Origin of the sequence: Sporichthya brevicatena (genome assembly GCF_039525035.1) — a bacterium.
In the GTDB taxonomy this organism is placed as follows: Bacteria; Actinomycetota; Actinomycetes; order Sporichthyales; family Sporichthyaceae; genus Sporichthya; species Sporichthya brevicatena.
Window position 1 is genome coordinate 122,049 of record NZ_BAAAHE010000014.1, and the last position, 15,827, is coordinate 137,875.

Consider the following 15,827-nt stretch of genomic DNA (forward strand, 5'->3'; position numbering starts at 1 on the left):
GATCCGGACATGTCGCGCATCCCCCTGGCCACGACCGACCAGATGCCCCCCGAGATCGCCGGACTCGTGGCGGCCGTCGAGGAGCAGACCGGTGACTCGACGGCGCTGCGTGCGCTCGCGCACCGGCCCGACATCCTCGGTCCGTTCGCGCAGTTCTACTGGAACCTGCAGACGACCGGTCAGCTCGACCGCAAGCTGATCGAGCTGTTCCGGCTCTCGATCGCGCAGATCAACCAGTGCCGCAACTGCCTGGCCGGCCGCTACCAGGACTCGATCGACGAGGGTCTGACCGAGGAGCTGGTCGCTGCCCTCCCGGACGCCGAGAACTCGCCGCTGTTCACCGAGCGGGAGAAGGCCGCGATCTCCTACGCGCAGAAGATGGCGACCGACCACTACTCGGTCGGGGACGCCGACTTCGCCCGCCTCTACGAGCACTTCAGCGTCGAGGAGGTCGTCGAGCTCTGCGTCGACGTCGCCCAGTTCATCGGGGTGGGCCGCATGTTCGCGGTCATCGACGCCATGAACGTCGCGTGCGAGATCCCGGGGGCGCAGAAGGTCGCCGCCGCCACGAGCTGATGGCGGGCCTCCGGACGGTGCACTCGACGGTCTGCCAGGTCTGCCACAACTGCTGCCCGATCGAGGTGGCGGTCGAGGCCGGACGGGCCGTCGAGATCACCGGGAACAAGAACAACCGTCACTACGCCGGCTTCAGCTGCGGCAAGGGGCGCCGTCAGCTGGCCTACCACTACTCGCCGGACCGCCTCCTGCACTCGCAGAAGCGGTTGCCGAGCGGGGAGTTCGTGCCGATCTCCTCGGCCCAGGTCATGGACGAGATCGCGGAGCGTCTGCAGGGCCTCCTCGCCGAGCACGGCCCGCGGGCCGTGGCGCTGTACTTCGGCACCCAGGCGTTCCAGACCGCCGGCTCGTCGATGCCGGTCATCAAGGGGTTCCTGAACGCCATCGGCACCCCGATGGTGTTCGACTCGGTGACCATCGACCAGCCCGGGAAGATGGTCGCCCGCGCGCTGCACGGGAGCTGGCTCGCGCCGGCCCACACGGCGGACGAGGCCGAGGTCCTGCTGCTGTTCGGGGCCAACCCGCTGGTCAGCATGCTCGGGCTGCCCTCGGGCAACCCGGGCACCTGGCTGAACCGGCGGCTGGAGGAGGGCGCGCGCCTGATCGTCGTCGACCCGCGCCGGACCGAGACCGCCCGGCGGGCCGAGCTGTTCCTGCAGGTCCGGCCCGGCCACGACGTCGCGATCCTCGCCGCGATGCTGCGGGTCATCCTCGCCGAGGATCTGGGGGACCGTCAGTTCATGGCGTCCTGGGTCGACGGCATCGACCGGCTGCGTTCGGCCGTCGCGCCGTTCACGCCCGAGGCGGTCGCCCGGAACGCGGGCATCGACGCGGACGACCTCGTCCGCGCCGCGCGGATGTACGGCAGCGCCCGCTCCGGATTCGTGGACGCCGGGACCGGGCCGAACATGGCCCAGTCGGGGTCGACGCTGGAGTACCTCATCGCGGTGTTGCGCTCGGTCTGCGGTCACGTGCGCCGCGCGGGCGAGGCGGTCCCGGACCCGCTGACGCTCTACCCGGCGCTGCCGGCGATCGCGCAGCCGATGCCGCCGGCCCCGGCCACCGGGTTCGGGGAGCAGTTGCGCGTCCGCAACCTGACCAGTTGCCCGGCCGGTCTGCCGGTCTCGGCGCTGGCCGACGAGATCCTCCTCGAAGGGGAGGGGCAGGTCCGCGCGCTGTTCAGCGTCGGTGGCAACCCCGTCGTCGCGTGGCCCGACCAGGTCCGTACGACGGCGGCGATGAAGGCGCTGGACCTGCTCGTCACGGTCGACCCGTTCCTGTCGAACACCGCACAGTTCGCGGACTACGTCATCGCGCCGCGGATGCCGCTCGAGGTCCCGCACGTCACGCAGATCCTCGACTTCCTCCAGGTGCTCGGCATCGGCCCCGGCGCCCCGTACGCCCAGTACGGCCCGGCGGTGCTCGACGTGCCCGAGGGCAGTGACCTGCTGAGCGAGTGGGAGTTCTTCTACGGCCTCGCGCAGCGGCTGAACCTGTCGATCGAGGTCCCGCACCCGTTCGGCATGGTCGACCCGGTCGCGCTCGACATGAGCAAGCCGCCGACGGAGGAGGAGCTGCTCGACATCGTCTGCGCCGGCTCCCGGATCCCGCTCGACACCGTCCGGCAGTACCGCGACGGGCTCGAGGGCGAGGCTGCGGCGGAGCCCCGCGTCGTCGTCGCCCCCGCCGACCCGGCGTGCACGGCGAAGCTCGACGCGGCGAACCCGGAGATGATGGCCGACCTCGAGGCGATCGCGGGTTCGCTCGGCTCCCACGGCACGAGTGACGACTCGTTCGTCCTCGTCGGCCGCCGGGAGACGCACGCGGCGAACTCGTCCTACAACGCGAAGGCCGCGCGCGGGATCCGCCGGTACAACCCGGTGTACCTGAACCCGGCCGACGCCGAGCGCCTCGGCGTGCGCGACGACGACCTCGTGCGGATCGCCTCCGCGCGGGCGGCGGTCGTCGCGGTCGTCAGCGTCGACGACTCGATGCGGCCGGGGGTCGTGGCGTTGAGCCACGCGTACGGCCCGGCCGAGGCGGACGTCGACGACCCGTGGGGCGCGGGGGCCAGCACCGCCCGGCTCGCGGACGTCGAGGACGACTACGACCGCTACTCCGGCCAGCCCCGGATGAGCGGGATCCCGGTGGTCCTGTCACCCGTGCGCCAACCCGCTCCGGTCGGAGGGTGATGGACGTCCGCGAGGCGCTCTACACCACCCGGGCGATGCGACGGCTGGCACCGGACCCGGTGCCGGACGAGGTGCTGATGCGCATCCTCGACGCCGCGATCCGGGCACCGTCGGCCGGCAACGCGCACGCGTTCCGGTTCCTCGTCGTGCGCGACGCGGACACGAAGAAGGCGCTGCAGGTCCTCTACCGGGAGGCGCTCGACGAGCTGTACCGCACGCGTTACGCGCGGGCCGCCGACGCGGTCCGCGCGGGCACGGCGGATCCGTCGCAGCAGCGGGTGACGGCGTCGGCGAACCACCTCGCGGATTCCCTGCACACCGCGCCGGTCCTGCTGTTCGCCTACGGACTGAGCAACGGTGCGTCGTCGGTGTTCCCGGCGGTCTGGAGCGCGTGCCTGGCCGCGCGGGCCGAAGGGCTCGGCAGCACGGTCACCACGTTGCTGAAGGCGCGTCGGGCCGAGGTGGACGCTCTCCTCGGCCGGCCGCCGGACAGCGAGTACGAGATGTTCGCGATGATCCCCATCGGCCGCCCGCTGGGCCGTTGGGGCGTGGCGCAACGACGCCCGCTGCACGAGATGGTCTACACCGAACGCTGGGCCTGCCCGCCCGACTGGAACTGCGACCGGCCGCTCTGGCCGGAACCTGAAGGAGCACCATGAGCACGGACACCGAGTTCCGACCCCGGACCATCCTGGTCACCGGTGCGAGTGGCGTCTTCGGCCGCGAGATCACCGAACACCTGGTCCGCCGTGGGCACCGGGTGGTCGGGCTCTCCCGCCGGCCACCGGAGTCCATCCACCCCGGCACGACCTTCATCCCCGCGGACATCCGCGACGTCGACGCCGTCACCCGCGCGATGGAGGGCTGCGACGTCGTCGCGCACTGCGCGTGGGCGATGGACGCGCACTTCGGTGACCCCGCCGAGCGCGCGATCAACATCGACGGCACGGCCAACGTGCTGACCGCGATGGAGCGGACCGGCGCGAGCCGGATCGTGTTCGCGAGCTCGTCGACGGCGTACGGCCCCCGGCCGCACGACCGCAGCAAGCTCAAGGAGTCGGTCGCGCTCGCGCCGCACCCCGAGGCGGCGTACGCGGTCCACAAGGCCGAGGTCGAGGCGATGCTCGCGGCGGCGCCGGTCGACGCGATCAGCATCCGCGCCGGCATCGTGCTCGGGCGCCGGATCGACAACCGCGTCCGGAATCTGATGGCGGGTCCGGCGCTCGCGGTCGTCAAGGGGCAGCCGAGCCTGTGGCAGGTCGTCCACGCCGACGACGTCGGCCGCTTCTTCACCCTCGCCTGCGAGCGCGGCCCCGCCGGGCCGGTCAACCTCGCGAGCGAGGAGATCCTCGACGTCGAGCAGGTCGGCCGCGCGTTCGGCAAGCGCGTCGTGGCGGTGCGTCAGGACTGGTTGGAGAAGGGCATCGACACCCTGTACCGGCGCAAGCTGATGCCGGTGAACCGCGGCGACTTCGAGTTCGTGCTGTTCCAGCCGCTGCTGGACACGACGAAGCTCAAGGAGGAGTTCGGCTTCGAGTGCGCGTGGTCGGGCCCGGACACCCTCGAGGACACGCGCCTCTCGCTCACCGGTGTGATGGGCATCGGCGACAAGGCCGTCGACGTCCCGTGGCGGCGCGCGTTCCGTCCCGGCCGCGTCCCCGTCGACACCCCGGCGCTCGACGGCGTGAAGCTCGAGCTCGGTGGCAAGCCCGACCAGGTCGGCGAGTTCGACAGCCCCGTCGACCCGCGGTTCACGTGCTTCATCGCGACGAACTTCTCCGAGGCGCTGCCGGGCCCGGCGACGCCGCTGTCGCTGACCGCGGTCGCGCCGGCGTTCGCGCAGGCCGGCGTCGCGGTCGTCGACTTCCTCGGGATGACCGGCGTCGCGAAGAACGAGGCCTACGCCCGGATGTTCTCGATCCAGGGCCACCGCGTCTACATGAACGTCGCGACCGGCGCGGCCGTCGGCGAGCTCTCGCCGGGCTGGGACGCGGACTCGTTCGCGGCGCAGTACCTCGGCCGCCACATCCAGGACCTGCCCGCGCTCGACTTCTCCGACCTGCCCATGGACAAGCCCGAGGGCATTCAGGGCCAGATCAAGGTCGCGGGCGGCATGGGTGTCCGGCTGACCGGTGTGCTCGCCGGCTACCGCCGCGACATCGACACGATGCTGGCCGAGGTGAAGCGTTTCTCCCGTCTCGTCGGTGACCCGGCCGACCGCACGGACGCGCAGCTGGAGTCGCTGTTCAGCCTCGGCTACGACCTGCAGTGCCACGGCTGGCGCCTGGCCGGCCTCGGCGCCGTCCTCGCCGGTGCGGCGACGAACACCGCGGAGCAGCTCGCGGGCTCGAAGGGCGTCGTCAGCTCCGTCGGCGAGGGCCTGACCAGCGCCGAGGGTCTGGGCGGCGTCCGTCGTCTCGCGCGCCTGGCCGCGGCCGACCCGGCGGTGCTGGAGGTGCTCACCTCCGGCGGCACCGGGCTGTACCAGCGGGTGCAGGAGGTCTCGCCGCGGTTCGCGAACGCGGTCAAGGAAGCACTGAGCAGCTTCGGGCACCGCGGCCCGGCGGAGTGCGAGCTCGCGTCCAGGGTCTTCGCCGACGACCCGGACCTGGTCCTGCGGACGGTCGGCAAGGCCGCGACCGCGCCGGAGCGCAGCAGCGGTGCCGAGCACGCCGAGCCGCTGGTCCCGCGGCGGGCGCGGCCGGCCGTCAAGCTCGCGCGCTGGGCGACCGGTGAGCGGGAGCGCGACCGCGACGCGCTGGTGCGGGTCATCCACCTGATGCGCTCGATCGCGCGGGAGCAGGGCCGCCGGCTCACCTCGGCGGGTGTGCTCAACTCCTCCGCCGACGTCTTCTACCTGACGTTCGACGAGCTGTTCGCGCCCGGCGCGGACGCGAAGGAGACCGTCGCCCGGCGGCGCGCGGAGCGGGAGCGGCTGGCGTCGATCCGGCTGCCGATCGCGTTCGTCGCGCCGTGGGAACCGGAGCCGGCGACGACGGCGCTCGGGGTCGGGGACCAGCTCTCCGGCGTGGCGGCCGCGCCGGGCAAGGCGCGCGGCGTCGTCCGCGTCGTCACCCCGGAGACCGCGCACCTGGTCGAGCCGGGCGAGGTGATGGTCACCGCCGTCACCGACGTCGGGTACACCCCGTTGTTCGGCCACGCCGCCGCGGTCGTCACCGACATCGGCGGGCTGCTCTCGCACGCGGCGGTGGTCGCGCGCGAGTTCGGCATCCCGGCCGTCTGCGACACCGCGACCGCGACCGCCCGTCTCGTCGACGGCATGGAGGTCGAGGTCGACGGGACCGCCGGCACCGTCACCGTGCTGGCGACACCGTGACCCCCGCCCGGCCCGAGGCCGTCGTCCGGCAGGATTCTCCCCAGGCGAGGTATGCGCGGGGGAGGGGAACGCTGGCGATGGCCCGGTCGGGACAGCCTGCACGGCGGCCCAACCGGCGCGAGCACGTCATCCGAGCCGCGGTGACCGTGTTCGCCCGGGAGGGCTACCAGGGCACGTCGATCCAGGACGTCGCCGCCGAGGCGGACGTCGTCACGACCGCGGTCTACTACCACTTCTCCAGCAAGGACGAGCTGTACGAGGCCGCGCTCGAGAGCGTCTTCCGGCAGCTCGACGAGGTCGTCGAGGAGGCCCGCGAACCGGAGGGCGAGCTGAGCTTCAGCCGCGTCATGGGCGCGGTGTGGGACTGGGTGGAGAACAACCCCGAGCCCGCGAAGCTGCTCTACCACCAGCTCCCGGGCGCGACGGCGAACTCGCTGCAGATCCGGCAGGAGTTCGAACGCCGCCACATCGAGCGGATGGTCGACTACCTCAAGGCCCCCTCGGCCCCGAGCAACCGGCGCGACGCCGCATTGCGGTGGACGACGTTGTCGCTGATCATGCGCAGCGTCTTCGCCCTCGGGACCAACATGCACTCGCTGCGACTCGGCGACGGCCCGTTGGCCGGCCACTCCGAGGCCGCCCTGCGCAAGGCCTACGAAGAGGTGTCGCTGAGCATGATGGCCGCGGCGGAGGAGCGGAGCTGACGCTCCCTCTTCGAGGTCGGTTCACGCCGCCGGCGGGTGGATGATGCTCTCCGCGAGCGACTCGACCTCCTGGCGGAAGCGGCTCTCGGACAGACCCTTGCGGGCGCGGTCGAGGGTGAGCATCGACGCGACGGCGGCCTCGATGAGGGAGAGCAGCGCGACGGCGAGCACCGCGTACTCGGCGGGCTTGAGACTGGACCGCGCCACCTTCACGGCCTCACGGAACTGCTCGACGGCGTAGATGCGGTCGTGGCGCAGGACGCCCTCGACGGCGCTGGACAGGCCGGAGCCCGAGAGCACGTACGCGCGGGCGCCGGGGGAGGACTTCGCCCAGGTGAGGATCTCGCCGGCGATGACGCCGACGGACTCGCCGGCCTGGACACGGCCGACCCCGGCGTCGATGGCGGCCCGGTAGGTCTTGCTGACCTCCTGGAACCCCTCGATGAGGATCGCCTCGCGCGAGGCGTAGTGGTAGTAGATCGCGGCCGGCGTCATGTCCGCGGCGGCGGCGATGTCGGCGATGGTGACCGCGTCGGCCTGGCTCTCGGCGATGAGCTCCAGCGCCGTGCGCACGATGACGGCGCGGCGCGAGGGCCGGTGCGCCGGACGGCGGGGCGGAGTGCTCACACCTCATCCTCTCGCGCCCGGTGCGCGCCGCCAAGGACGTTGGTTACTTGAGACGGTCTCTTGATTGTCACCGGACCCGATGCGATGCTGGCTTGACTGGAGTCGGCATAAAGAAAGTCGGCGACACGGAGGAGTTGGCGTGAGCGAGAAGCGACAGTTGGTCGGCGACTACAACTTCCGGAACGTCGCGGGAATCTACGAGCCCGACCTGTCGGTGATTCTGCCCGACCAGCCGCTGAACGGCGCCTCGCTGCAGTCGCAGTACGTCTACGGCGGCCTGACCGGTGCGTCCGGCACGCGGTACATCGTCGAGCGCAAGTTCGTCGGCCCGATGTCCGGCGGCAACTACATCCTCGGCAACGCGAACGGCTCGATGGAGCTGCTGCCCGAGTCCGACCGCAGCGCGAAGGGCGAGCTCGTCCGCGACTTCTCCCCGCTGCGGCGGAACTGGAAGTCGAAGGGCATGCTGCACGCGTCCAACGAGCTGCCGATCGACCTGACGATCACCGACGAGGAGCTGACGTGGAGTGAGGGTGAGGCCCTGACGCTCTCCGGGGCTCGTCCCGCCGTCGGCGTCCAGTTCTTCGCGCCGTCGCGCACCGAACCGCTCGCGTATGCCAGCCAGGCGTACTGGGTGACGGGGACGGTGCTGGGGGAGACCGTCGAGGGTCCGATCTTCTTCGACCACCTGTACTTCCAGCACGGCGCGGAGTGGAAGGAGTACCGCTGGTACATCGACCTGCAGATCTCCTGGAACGTCTTCGCGAACAAGTTCGACGACGGGACCGTCGAGTTCGGCCACATCGTCCGCGGTCGGCAGGGCTGGAGCGCGGGTGTCGTCGTCGAGGGCGACCGGGCGATGGCCGTGTGCACCGACGTGGAGGGCACCTTCACCCTCGACGACGAAGACTACGTGACCGGTGCCGTCTACGACCTCGGGCGCGCCGGGACGTGGGAGTTCTTCGGCGACCCGGCGCAGCAGATGGGCGGGTTCAACAAGGCCCGCTGGGGCGGGTACCGGGCGCAGGGTGGCCTGACGCGTCGTCAGGGCGACGACCGCACCCTGGTCAACGGCTGGACCTGGCTGGAGTGCTTCGCTGATCGCATGCGTACCGAGAACCTGCTCACCGGGTGAGCGCGACCCCGTTCATCAATCACCTCCCCGCCGTCCTGCGGGACGGGACCGAGGTGACGCGCATCCTCTTCGTCCGTCACGGCCAGCAGGAGCCCGCCCCGCCGGGCACGCTGCCGCAGGCGTGGATGGACAGTCCGCTCACCGAGCTCGGCCGCGCGCAGGCGCGTGCCGTCGGTGAGCACCTGACCGGCGAGCGCCTCGCGGCGGTCGCGTCGAGTGACCTGCAGCGGGCCCGGCAGACCGCCGAGGCGATCGCTGCGCACCACTCGCTGGAGGTCCAGGCGTTCCCCGGGCTGTCGGAGATCGACTGCTACTCCGGCGTCCCCGCCGACGTCTGGCCCGCCGACCACGTCGGCGCCGACGCCTGGGTCGCCGCCCACGAGACCTTCGCCCGCGAGGGTCGCTGGGAGGTCTTCGGCTGCGGGGAGTCCGGGGCTGCGTTGCGGGACCGCGCCGTCGCCGTCGTCGACTCCCTCGTCGACAAGTACCCGGGTGAGTCGATCGCCGTCGTCTGCCACGGCGGGACGATCAACGCCTACGTCTCGCACTGGCTCGGCGTCGCCGCGGACATGTTCTTCCTCCCGGCGCACGCCTCGGTTTCCGTGGTCCTCGCCGCCCCCGACGGCCGCCGGGCGATCGAGTCCCTCAACGACCGCCACCACCTCTCCGCCGCCGACGTCCTTACGTACTGAATCTCTGCGGGATGACGTCCCGGGCGGGGCCCTGTCAGCCCGCAGGAGGGCCGACACCCCACCCCCGCGGGATGACGTCCCGTAGGAGGCCCTGTCAGCCCGCAGGAGGGCCGACACCTCACCCGCGGGGGCCGACATGCTCTCGGACTGCAGGCGCCGGCGCCGAGCGCAGCAGCGCCTCGGGCGCCGGGGTTGTAGCGCGTCAGCGACGGCTAAGAGACGGTGGGGTCCGTGCGAAGCTTCGACGCGGCACCGGTAGTCCTCGGGAAGAGCTGGCGAAACGGCATCGCCCTCGGGGTCTCCATGGGCGCCGCCACGACGTACTCTGTCGGATTCGTTGTTCAGGTTTGGGAAGAGAGCCGCGTCTACGGCGGCGTCTTCATGTGCATGGCTGCGCTCTGGGTTGCGTTGGCCGTGAGCGGTTTACGTTCAGGGCGCGTCTGGGTCCAGGGCGACACGATGTACATGTCCCGCTTCCTGAGGCGTCGCCTGGCAGTTCACCGCTCGGACATCGCGGACGTGCGGATACGCCGCGCACCCTTCGGTCTTCGTCCCACGATGGGGCGCAGCGTCGAAATCGTCATGAAGGACGGCCGTAGCGTCGTCTTGAATGAATTGCAGGTCCCGGACGGGAAGAAGGCTCCCGCACCGAATGTAGAGGGACTGCGCGACAGGCTGTGCGACTGGCTAGCGACGGCTGACCAGGACGACGTCCACAGGGACAGGGCTACCTAACCCCAGTCGGCGACAGGGTTGAAACAGGAGTGGCGTCCCCGGCGGCTCCGGACGCCTCTTGCGTTGCAACCCTGTCGCTCACTGGGGCCGCAACGGCCATCCCCGTGGGATGACGTCCCTGGCGCGCCCCTGTCAGCCCGCAGGAGGGCTGACACCCCACTGCTGCGGGACGTCATCCCGCAGAGGACTACGGGCGGACGAGGGAGCGGGCGGCGGAGAGGATCCGGTCCGGGGTCGGGAAGTTGGTGAGCCCGGAGGAGAAGGGGACCGGGGTGAACCTGGCGCCGACGCGGAGGACGGGGCCGAGGAGTTCGCCGAAGAGCTGCTCGGTGATCTGGGCGGCGATCTCGGCGCCGGGGCCGAGGAACTGGGTCGCCTCGTGGACGACGATGGCGCGGCGGGTCCGGGTGACGGAGTCGAAGACCGTCTCCAGGTCGAGCGGCATCAGCGTCCGCAGGTCGATCACCTCGGCCTCGATGCCCTCGCCGGCGAGGGTCTCGGCGGCGGCCGAGACCAGGCCGGTCGTGGGGCCGTAGGTGATCAGCGTCAGGTCGCGGCCCGGGCGCAGGACCGCGGCCTTGCCGAGCGGGACGCGGTAGTCGCCGAGGGGGACCGCGGCCTTGTTGCTGTACGCGAGGTTCAGGTGCTCGATGAACAGGCAGGGGTCGTCGTCGAAGACGCAGGAGGCGAGCAGGCCCTTGGCGTCGATCGGGTTCGACGGCATGACGACCTTGATGCCGGGCGTGTGCATGAACCACGCCTCGAGGGACTGCGAGTGCTGCGCGCCGAAGCGGCTGCCGCCGACGCTGGTGCGGACGGTGATCGGGGCCGGCGTCACGCCACCGGACATGTAGCGCAGCTTCGCCGCGTGGTTGACGATCTGGTCCATCGCGACGGTGATGAAGTCGAAGAACATGATCTCCGCGACCGGGCGGTACCCGGCCATCGACAGACCGATCGCGGTGCCGACGATCGCCTGCTCGGAGATCGGGGTCGCGCGGACGCGGTGGGTGCCGTACTTGCTCGACAGACCCTTCGTCACCTTGAAGACGCCGCCGATCGGGTCGGCGATGTCCTCGCCGAGCAGGATCACCTTGTCGTCGGCGGCCATCGCGGCGTCGAGCGCGGAGTTCATCGCGACCGCCGCGGTCATCTCCTCGGTCGCGGTCTCCGCGCCCGGGGCGGGGGGAGCGAGGGTCATCTGTCCTCCCAGGTGACGAGGTCGGTGGCGAACACGTCGGTGTAGAGCTCCTCCGGGCCGGGGAGCGGGCTCTCCTGCGCGGCGGTGAAAGCGTCGCGCACGGCCTGCTCGGTGCGCTCCTTGACGGCGCGGACGTCGTCCTCGCTCCACCCCGCGCTCTGCAGCAGCCAGGAGCGGAAGTTCGGCGCCGGGTCGCGCTGCATCGCCGCGGCGAGTTCGTCGGCGGGGACGTAGGAGAAGTCCGCGGTGCCGGTGTGCCCGGTCAGCCGGTAGGTCATCGCCTCGACGAAGACCGGGCCGTGGCCGGCGCGGATGTCCTCGACGGCGCCGCGCAGGCACTGCAGCGTCGCGAACAGGTCGAAGCCGTCGACGCGGTGGGCCGTCATGCCGTAGGCCGCGGCGCGGTTCGCGAGGTCGGTGGAGCCGGCGTACTCGGCGATCGGCGTGTGCTCGCCCCACTGGTTGTTCTGACAGAGGAACAGCACCGGCAGCTTCCACAGCGCGGCGAGGTTCATCGCCTCGTGCGCGGCGCCGATCGACGTCGCGCCGTCGCCGAAGGTCGTCACGACGACGCGGTCGGACGCGTCCAGCTGCGCACCGAGCCCGAGGCCCACCGCGATCGGCAGGCCGGAGCCGACGATGCCGGTCGTCGTCATGAAGCCGGTCGGCGTGTGGTGCAGGTGCATCGCGCCGCCCTTGCCCTTGGACACGCCGGTGGCGCGGCCGTAGAGCTCGGCCAGAATCAGCGGGAGCGGCATGCCCTTGGCGAGCGCGTCGCCGAGGTTGCGGTAGGTCGAGACGAGTTGGTCGTCCGGGCGCAGCACCTCGCCGAGCGCCGCGCACACGGCCTCCAGGCCGCGGACGGGGTAGAACGCCGCCTGCAGCCGGCCGGCCTTCGCCTCCTCGCGGGCGGTGTCGTCCGCGAGCTGCGTGGTGAGCATCAGCTCGTAGATGCGCTCGCACGCGGCGCGGTCGAGTTCTGCGGTGTTCGTGGCAGGGGCGGTCATGCGGGCAACTCCGTGACGACGACGCGGGAGGAGTCCTCGGGGTCGAGCTCGATGGACAGGGCGACGCCGTGCGCGTTCCCGACGACGAGATCGTGGATCGGGGCGGCGACCTGTTCCGGCGTCAGCAGCGGGCCGGCGACGCGCTTGGCCAGCCAGTCGGCCACCCCGTCGCGGCCGCTGGTCTCCAACAGCGGGGTGCGGACCATGCCGGGGACGACGATGTTGACGCGCAGCCCGCTCGCGCCCGCCGCGACCGACCGCGTGAAGTGCAGCAGGCCGGCCTTGGTGAACGCGTAGGTCGGGTCCGGCGGCAGCAGGCGTACGCCCGCGGCGGAGCCGACGTTGACGACGACGCGGTCGCCGGGAAGGGGGTAGCGGGCCGCCAGCGTGGTGCTGACGAGCGCGCCGCCGCCGTTGACGGCGAGGACGCGGTGCATGCGCGTCAGGTCGCTGCCGGGCCAGGTGTCGCCGCCGGTCATGATCCCGGCCGCGTTGACGACGGCCGCCAGGTCACGCTCCGCGCTCGCGAGCATGCCGAACAGCGTCTCCAGCGACCCGGGGTCCGAGACGTCGATCTCGACGGCCTGGTGGCCCTGGCCCGGCAGCGCGGCGGCGGCCTTCTGGGCGGCCTCACCGTCGACGTCGGCGAGCACGACGGTCATCCCGGCGCCCGCCAGCGACTCGGCCGTCGCCCGCCCGATCCCGCTGGCGCCGCCGGTGACGACGGCAGTACGGCCGGTCACGTCCACTCGGGTGCCTCCGCTGGTGGTCGGGCGAGTCCGCTAGCTGTACACACTATCGAGTAACTACGCGTGCGGGGCAATAGTAACTTTATGCCGTGTCTTGTTATGGGCGGGCCTTCACGCCTACCATCATGACCCATGCGACGCCTCACGCACCCGCTCACGGGCGCCACGTACGAGTGGGCCGAGGACGGCGTCGGCCCGGTCAAGGTGACGGACCGTCAGGGCGTCGTCGGCCGGTTCGACCGCGACGGCGTCCGCGTGGCCGGGGAGCTGGTCCCGGTCGACCCCGAGATGTGCCGCTGGATCGTCAGCGGCGGCCCGGTCGCCGGCGGAGCCGCGGCCCGGAGCCGGCGCTTCGCCGCACCCGCGGCCGGGGAGTCGGCCGGGGACCCCGTGCCCCAGACCGCGTCCCACGGAGCGCAGCCGTGACGCTGCCGGAACAGCTGCGTCCGCCCCGGGGTCTGACCTACCAGGAGCTGCTCGACGCGGACTCCCACACCGTCCCGGAGACCTACCGCTGGAACGTCCCCGCGGACCTCGGGCTGGCGGACATCCCCATCTCCCGCTACCTCTCGCGTGAGGCGCACGAGGCGGAGAAGGAGCGCCTCTGGTCCCGGGTCTGGCAGATCGCGTGCCGGGAGGAGCAGCTGCCTGAGGTCGGGGACACCTTCGTCTACGACATCGCGGACCGATCGTTCCTGATCGTCCGTCACGCGCCCGGTCCCGACGGGCTGCGCGCGTACCCGAACGCGTGCCTGCACCGCGGCCGGGCCCTGCGCGACGCCCCCGGTCGCGTCGCCGAACTGCAGTGCAGCTTCCACGGGTTCTGCTGGTCCCTGAGCGGGGAGCTGGAGCGCGTCCCGAGCTCGTGGGACTTCCCGCACGTCGAGCCGGAGAAGTTCTCGCTGCCCCGCGTCCAGCTGGACACCTGGGGCGGGTTCGTCTTCCTCAACCCGGACCCGAACGCGGAGTCGCTCGCCGCCTACCTCGGCGTGCTGCCCGAGCTGTTCACCCGCTGGCCGCTGGACCAGCGGTACACCCGCGCCCACGTGACGAAGGTGATCAACGCCAACTGGAAGCTGGTCCAGGAGGCGTTCATGGAGAGCTACCACGTCGTCACCACGCACCCGCAGCTGCTGCCGGGCTTCGGTGACGCGAACAGCCAGTACGACATCTTCGGCAACGTCTCGCGCACGATCTCCCCGCGCGGTGTCGCGAGCCCGCTGATCGGGTGGCGGCCGACGGAGCAGCAGGCGCTGGACTCCGCGCTCGACGTCCGTGAGGACGACCCGCCCGTGCTCGTCGTCCCCGAGGGCGGGACGGCCCGTCAGATGCTCGCGGAGGCGGCTCGCTCCGCGCTGCGGCCGGCGCTCGGTGACGCGGTCGAGGAGTTGTGCGACGCCGAGCTCGTCGACAGCTACTTCGTCAACGTGTTCCCGAACGCGCATCCGTGGGGCGCGTTCAACCAGATCTTCTACCGGTTCCGGCCCAACGGCGACGACCACCGCTCCGCCCTGATGGAGGTTCAGCTGCTCGCGCCGTTCGCGGGTGAGCGGCCCCCGCCCGCGCCGGAGATCCGGCTCGGACCCGACGAGCCGTGGCGCGACGCCGTCGAGGTCCTCGGGTCGCTGGCCCGCGTCTTCGACCAGGACGAGTTCAACCTCGAGGCCGTGCAGCGCGGGTTGCAGTCCACCGCACGGACCGGAGTGCTGCTCTCCGCCTACCAAGAGAGCCGGATCCGCCACTTCCATCACCTGTACGAGCAGTGGGTGCCCGCGGGGGAGAGCCGATGACCGTCGACGCCGAGCTGATTGCCGACCTCCGGGGCGCGGTCCGTGACGTCTGCACCGACCTCGGCGGCCCCGCCGCCGTCCGGACCCTCGAACCCGGCCGGGCGTGGAGCGAGAAGGCCTGGTCGGTGCTGAGCACCCAGGTCGGCATCGGGGCCCTCGGCCTGCCCGAGTCCGTCGACGGGATCGGCGGGCTCGCCGAGATCGCGGCGGTGGCCGAGGAGCTCGGCGCGGCCCTGCTGCCGGTGCCGTTCCTGACCAGCACCGTGATGACGGGTCAGGTTCTCGCCCGGTGCGACGTTCCCGAGGTGCTGGCCGAAGTCGCGGCCGGGTCCGCGACGGCGGTGCTCGCGTCCGTGGTGGACGGGGTCGCGGCCGTGGTCCCGGACGGTGCCGGGGCGCGCTGGCTCGTGGCGTCCGAGGGCGACGCGCTCGGGCTGGTGGACCTCACCGCCGACGGCGTCGTCGTCGAGCCGCTGCCCTCGCTCGACCTGTCGCGCCCGACGGCGCGGGTCTCGTTCCCCACCGCCGCGCGCACGGCCCTGGACGTCGACGCCGCCGCGGTGCTGGCGCCGGCGTCGGCGCTGACCCGCGTCGCGGTCGCGGCCGAGTCCCTCGGCGGCGCGCAGCGCTGTCTCGACACCACCGTCTCCTACGTCAAGGAGCGCCGCCAGTTCGGCCGGGTCATCGGCAGCTTCCAGGCCGTCAAGCACACCCTCGCGGACCTGCTGGTCCAGGTCGAGATGGCCCGCTCCGCCGTCGACCGCGCCGTCGAGGTCGCGACAACCTCCCCGGACGACCTCGACGCCCTGGTCGAGGCCTCGCTGGTCGCCCAGATCTGGTGCTCCGACACGTACCGGCTCGTCAGCGCCGAGGCCGTCCAGCTCCACGGCGGCATCGGGTTCACCTGGGAGCACGACGTCCACCTCTACTTCCGCCGCGCCCGCGCCAACGCCACCCTCCTCGGCCCCGTCACCGCCGCCCGCGAGTCCCTCGCCGCCCACCTCGCCTGGTAGCCCGCCCCGTCGCCCACCCCCGCCCGCCGCGGCGCCCGGGGAACGCGCTTCACTCGCTCGGGACAGCCC

General features: G+C 71.9%; 15 protein-coding genes. 11 read left to right on the top strand and 4 right to left on the bottom strand.

Features of this window, described 5'->3' with window-relative positions; genetic code table 11:
• Positions 1-9: 9 nt before the first annotated feature.
• From ABD401_RS09520 to ABD401_RS09540, 5 genes are all read left to right on the top strand, one after another.
• A complete protein-coding gene (locus tag ABD401_RS09520; RefSeq protein ID WP_344603996.1) occupies positions 10-576 on the top strand; it encodes a carboxymuconolactone decarboxylase family protein in 567 nt (188 codons plus the stop codon).
• Positions 531-2,768, top strand: a complete 2,238-nt coding sequence (locus tag ABD401_RS09525; protein WP_344603998.1) for a molybdopterin-containing oxidoreductase family protein — start codon at positions 531-533, stop codon at positions 2,766-2,768. The genes ABD401_RS09520 and ABD401_RS09525 overlap by 46 nt, the downstream gene beginning before the upstream one ends.
• Positions 2,768-3,427, top strand: a complete 660-nt coding sequence (locus tag ABD401_RS09530; protein WP_344604000.1) for a nitroreductase family protein — start codon at positions 2,768-2,770, stop codon at positions 3,425-3,427. The genes ABD401_RS09525 and ABD401_RS09530 overlap by 1 nt, the downstream gene beginning before the upstream one ends.
• The gene (locus tag ABD401_RS09535) at positions 3,424-6,105 is read left to right on the top strand and encodes an NAD-dependent epimerase/dehydratase family protein (RefSeq protein ID WP_344604002.1); all 2,682 of its coding nucleotides are present in this window, start codon (positions 3,424-3,426) and stop codon (positions 6,103-6,105) included. Before ABD401_RS09530 ends, ABD401_RS09535 begins: the two co-directional genes overlap by 4 nt.
• Positions 6,106-6,245: 140 nt before the next feature.
• Complete coding sequence (locus tag ABD401_RS09540) at positions 6,246-6,809, top strand: TetR/AcrR family transcriptional regulator (protein ID WP_344604004.1); 564 nt, start codon at positions 6,246-6,248, stop codon at positions 6,807-6,809.
• A gap of 21 nt (positions 6,810-6,830) precedes the next feature.
• On the opposite strand, the gene ABD401_RS09545 is transcribed toward ABD401_RS09540, so the two are convergent.
• Positions 6,831-7,436, bottom strand: a complete 606-nt coding sequence (locus ABD401_RS09545; RefSeq protein ID WP_344604006.1) for a TetR/AcrR family transcriptional regulator — start codon at positions 7,434-7,436, stop codon at positions 6,831-6,833.
• A gap of 139 nt (positions 7,437-7,575) precedes the next feature.
• On the opposite strand from ABD401_RS09545, the gene ABD401_RS09550 reads away from it, so the two are divergent.
• From ABD401_RS09550 to ABD401_RS09560, 3 genes are all read left to right on the top strand, one after another.
• On the top strand, positions 7,576-8,571 hold the full coding sequence (locus ABD401_RS09550) for a hypothetical protein (protein ID WP_344604008.1): 996 nt from the start codon (positions 7,576-7,578) through the stop codon (positions 8,569-8,571).
• Positions 8,568-9,263, top strand: coding sequence for a histidine phosphatase family protein (locus tag ABD401_RS09555; protein WP_344604010.1), 696 nt, complete (start codon positions 8,568-8,570; stop codon positions 9,261-9,263). The genes ABD401_RS09550 and ABD401_RS09555 overlap by 4 nt, the downstream gene beginning before the upstream one ends.
• A 231-nt stretch (positions 9,264-9,494) precedes the next feature.
• The gene (locus ABD401_RS09560) at positions 9,495-9,998 is read left to right on the top strand and encodes a hypothetical protein (RefSeq protein WP_344604012.1); all 504 of its coding nucleotides are present in this window, start codon (positions 9,495-9,497) and stop codon (positions 9,996-9,998) included.
• 187 nt (positions 9,999-10,185) lie between these two features.
• Here the strand turns inward: ABD401_RS09560 and ABD401_RS09565 are convergent, their stop codons facing one another.
• From ABD401_RS09565 to ABD401_RS09575, 3 genes are read right to left on the bottom strand one after another with little or no spacing between them, the layout of a single operon-like run.
• Positions 10,186-11,199: an alpha-ketoacid dehydrogenase subunit beta gene (locus tag ABD401_RS09565; RefSeq protein ID WP_344604014.1), complete on the bottom strand. Its 1,014-nt coding sequence runs from the start codon at positions 11,197-11,199 to the stop codon at positions 10,186-10,188.
• The gene (locus tag ABD401_RS09570) at positions 11,196-12,206 is read right to left on the bottom strand and encodes a thiamine pyrophosphate-dependent dehydrogenase E1 component subunit alpha (protein ID WP_344604016.1); all 1,011 of its coding nucleotides are present in this window, start codon (positions 12,204-12,206) and stop codon (positions 11,196-11,198) included. Before ABD401_RS09570 ends, ABD401_RS09565 begins: the two co-directional genes overlap by 4 nt.
• Positions 12,203-12,949, bottom strand: a complete 747-nt coding sequence (locus tag ABD401_RS09575) for an SDR family oxidoreductase (RefSeq protein ID WP_344604018.1) — start codon at positions 12,947-12,949, stop codon at positions 12,203-12,205. The genes ABD401_RS09570 and ABD401_RS09575 overlap by 4 nt, the downstream gene beginning before the upstream one ends.
• Before the next feature lie 138 nt (positions 12,950-13,087).
• On the opposite strand from ABD401_RS09575, the gene ABD401_RS09580 reads away from it, so the two are divergent.
• The 3 genes from ABD401_RS09580 to ABD401_RS09590 are packed head-to-tail and all read left to right on the top strand — an operon-like array spanning position 13,088 to position 15,758.
• The gene (locus tag ABD401_RS09580; protein WP_344604021.1) at positions 13,088-13,381 is read left to right on the top strand and encodes a hypothetical protein; all 294 of its coding nucleotides are present in this window, start codon (positions 13,088-13,090) and stop codon (positions 13,379-13,381) included.
• Complete coding sequence (locus ABD401_RS09585) at positions 13,378-14,745, top strand: aromatic ring-hydroxylating dioxygenase subunit alpha (protein ID WP_344604023.1); 1,368 nt, start codon at positions 13,378-13,380, stop codon at positions 14,743-14,745. Before ABD401_RS09580 ends, ABD401_RS09585 begins: the two co-directional genes overlap by 4 nt.
• Positions 14,742-15,758, top strand: coding sequence for an acyl-CoA dehydrogenase family protein (locus tag ABD401_RS09590; protein WP_344604025.1), 1,017 nt, complete (start codon positions 14,742-14,744; stop codon positions 15,756-15,758). The genes ABD401_RS09585 and ABD401_RS09590 overlap by 4 nt, the downstream gene beginning before the upstream one ends.
• Positions 15,759-15,827: the final 69 nt, after the last annotated feature.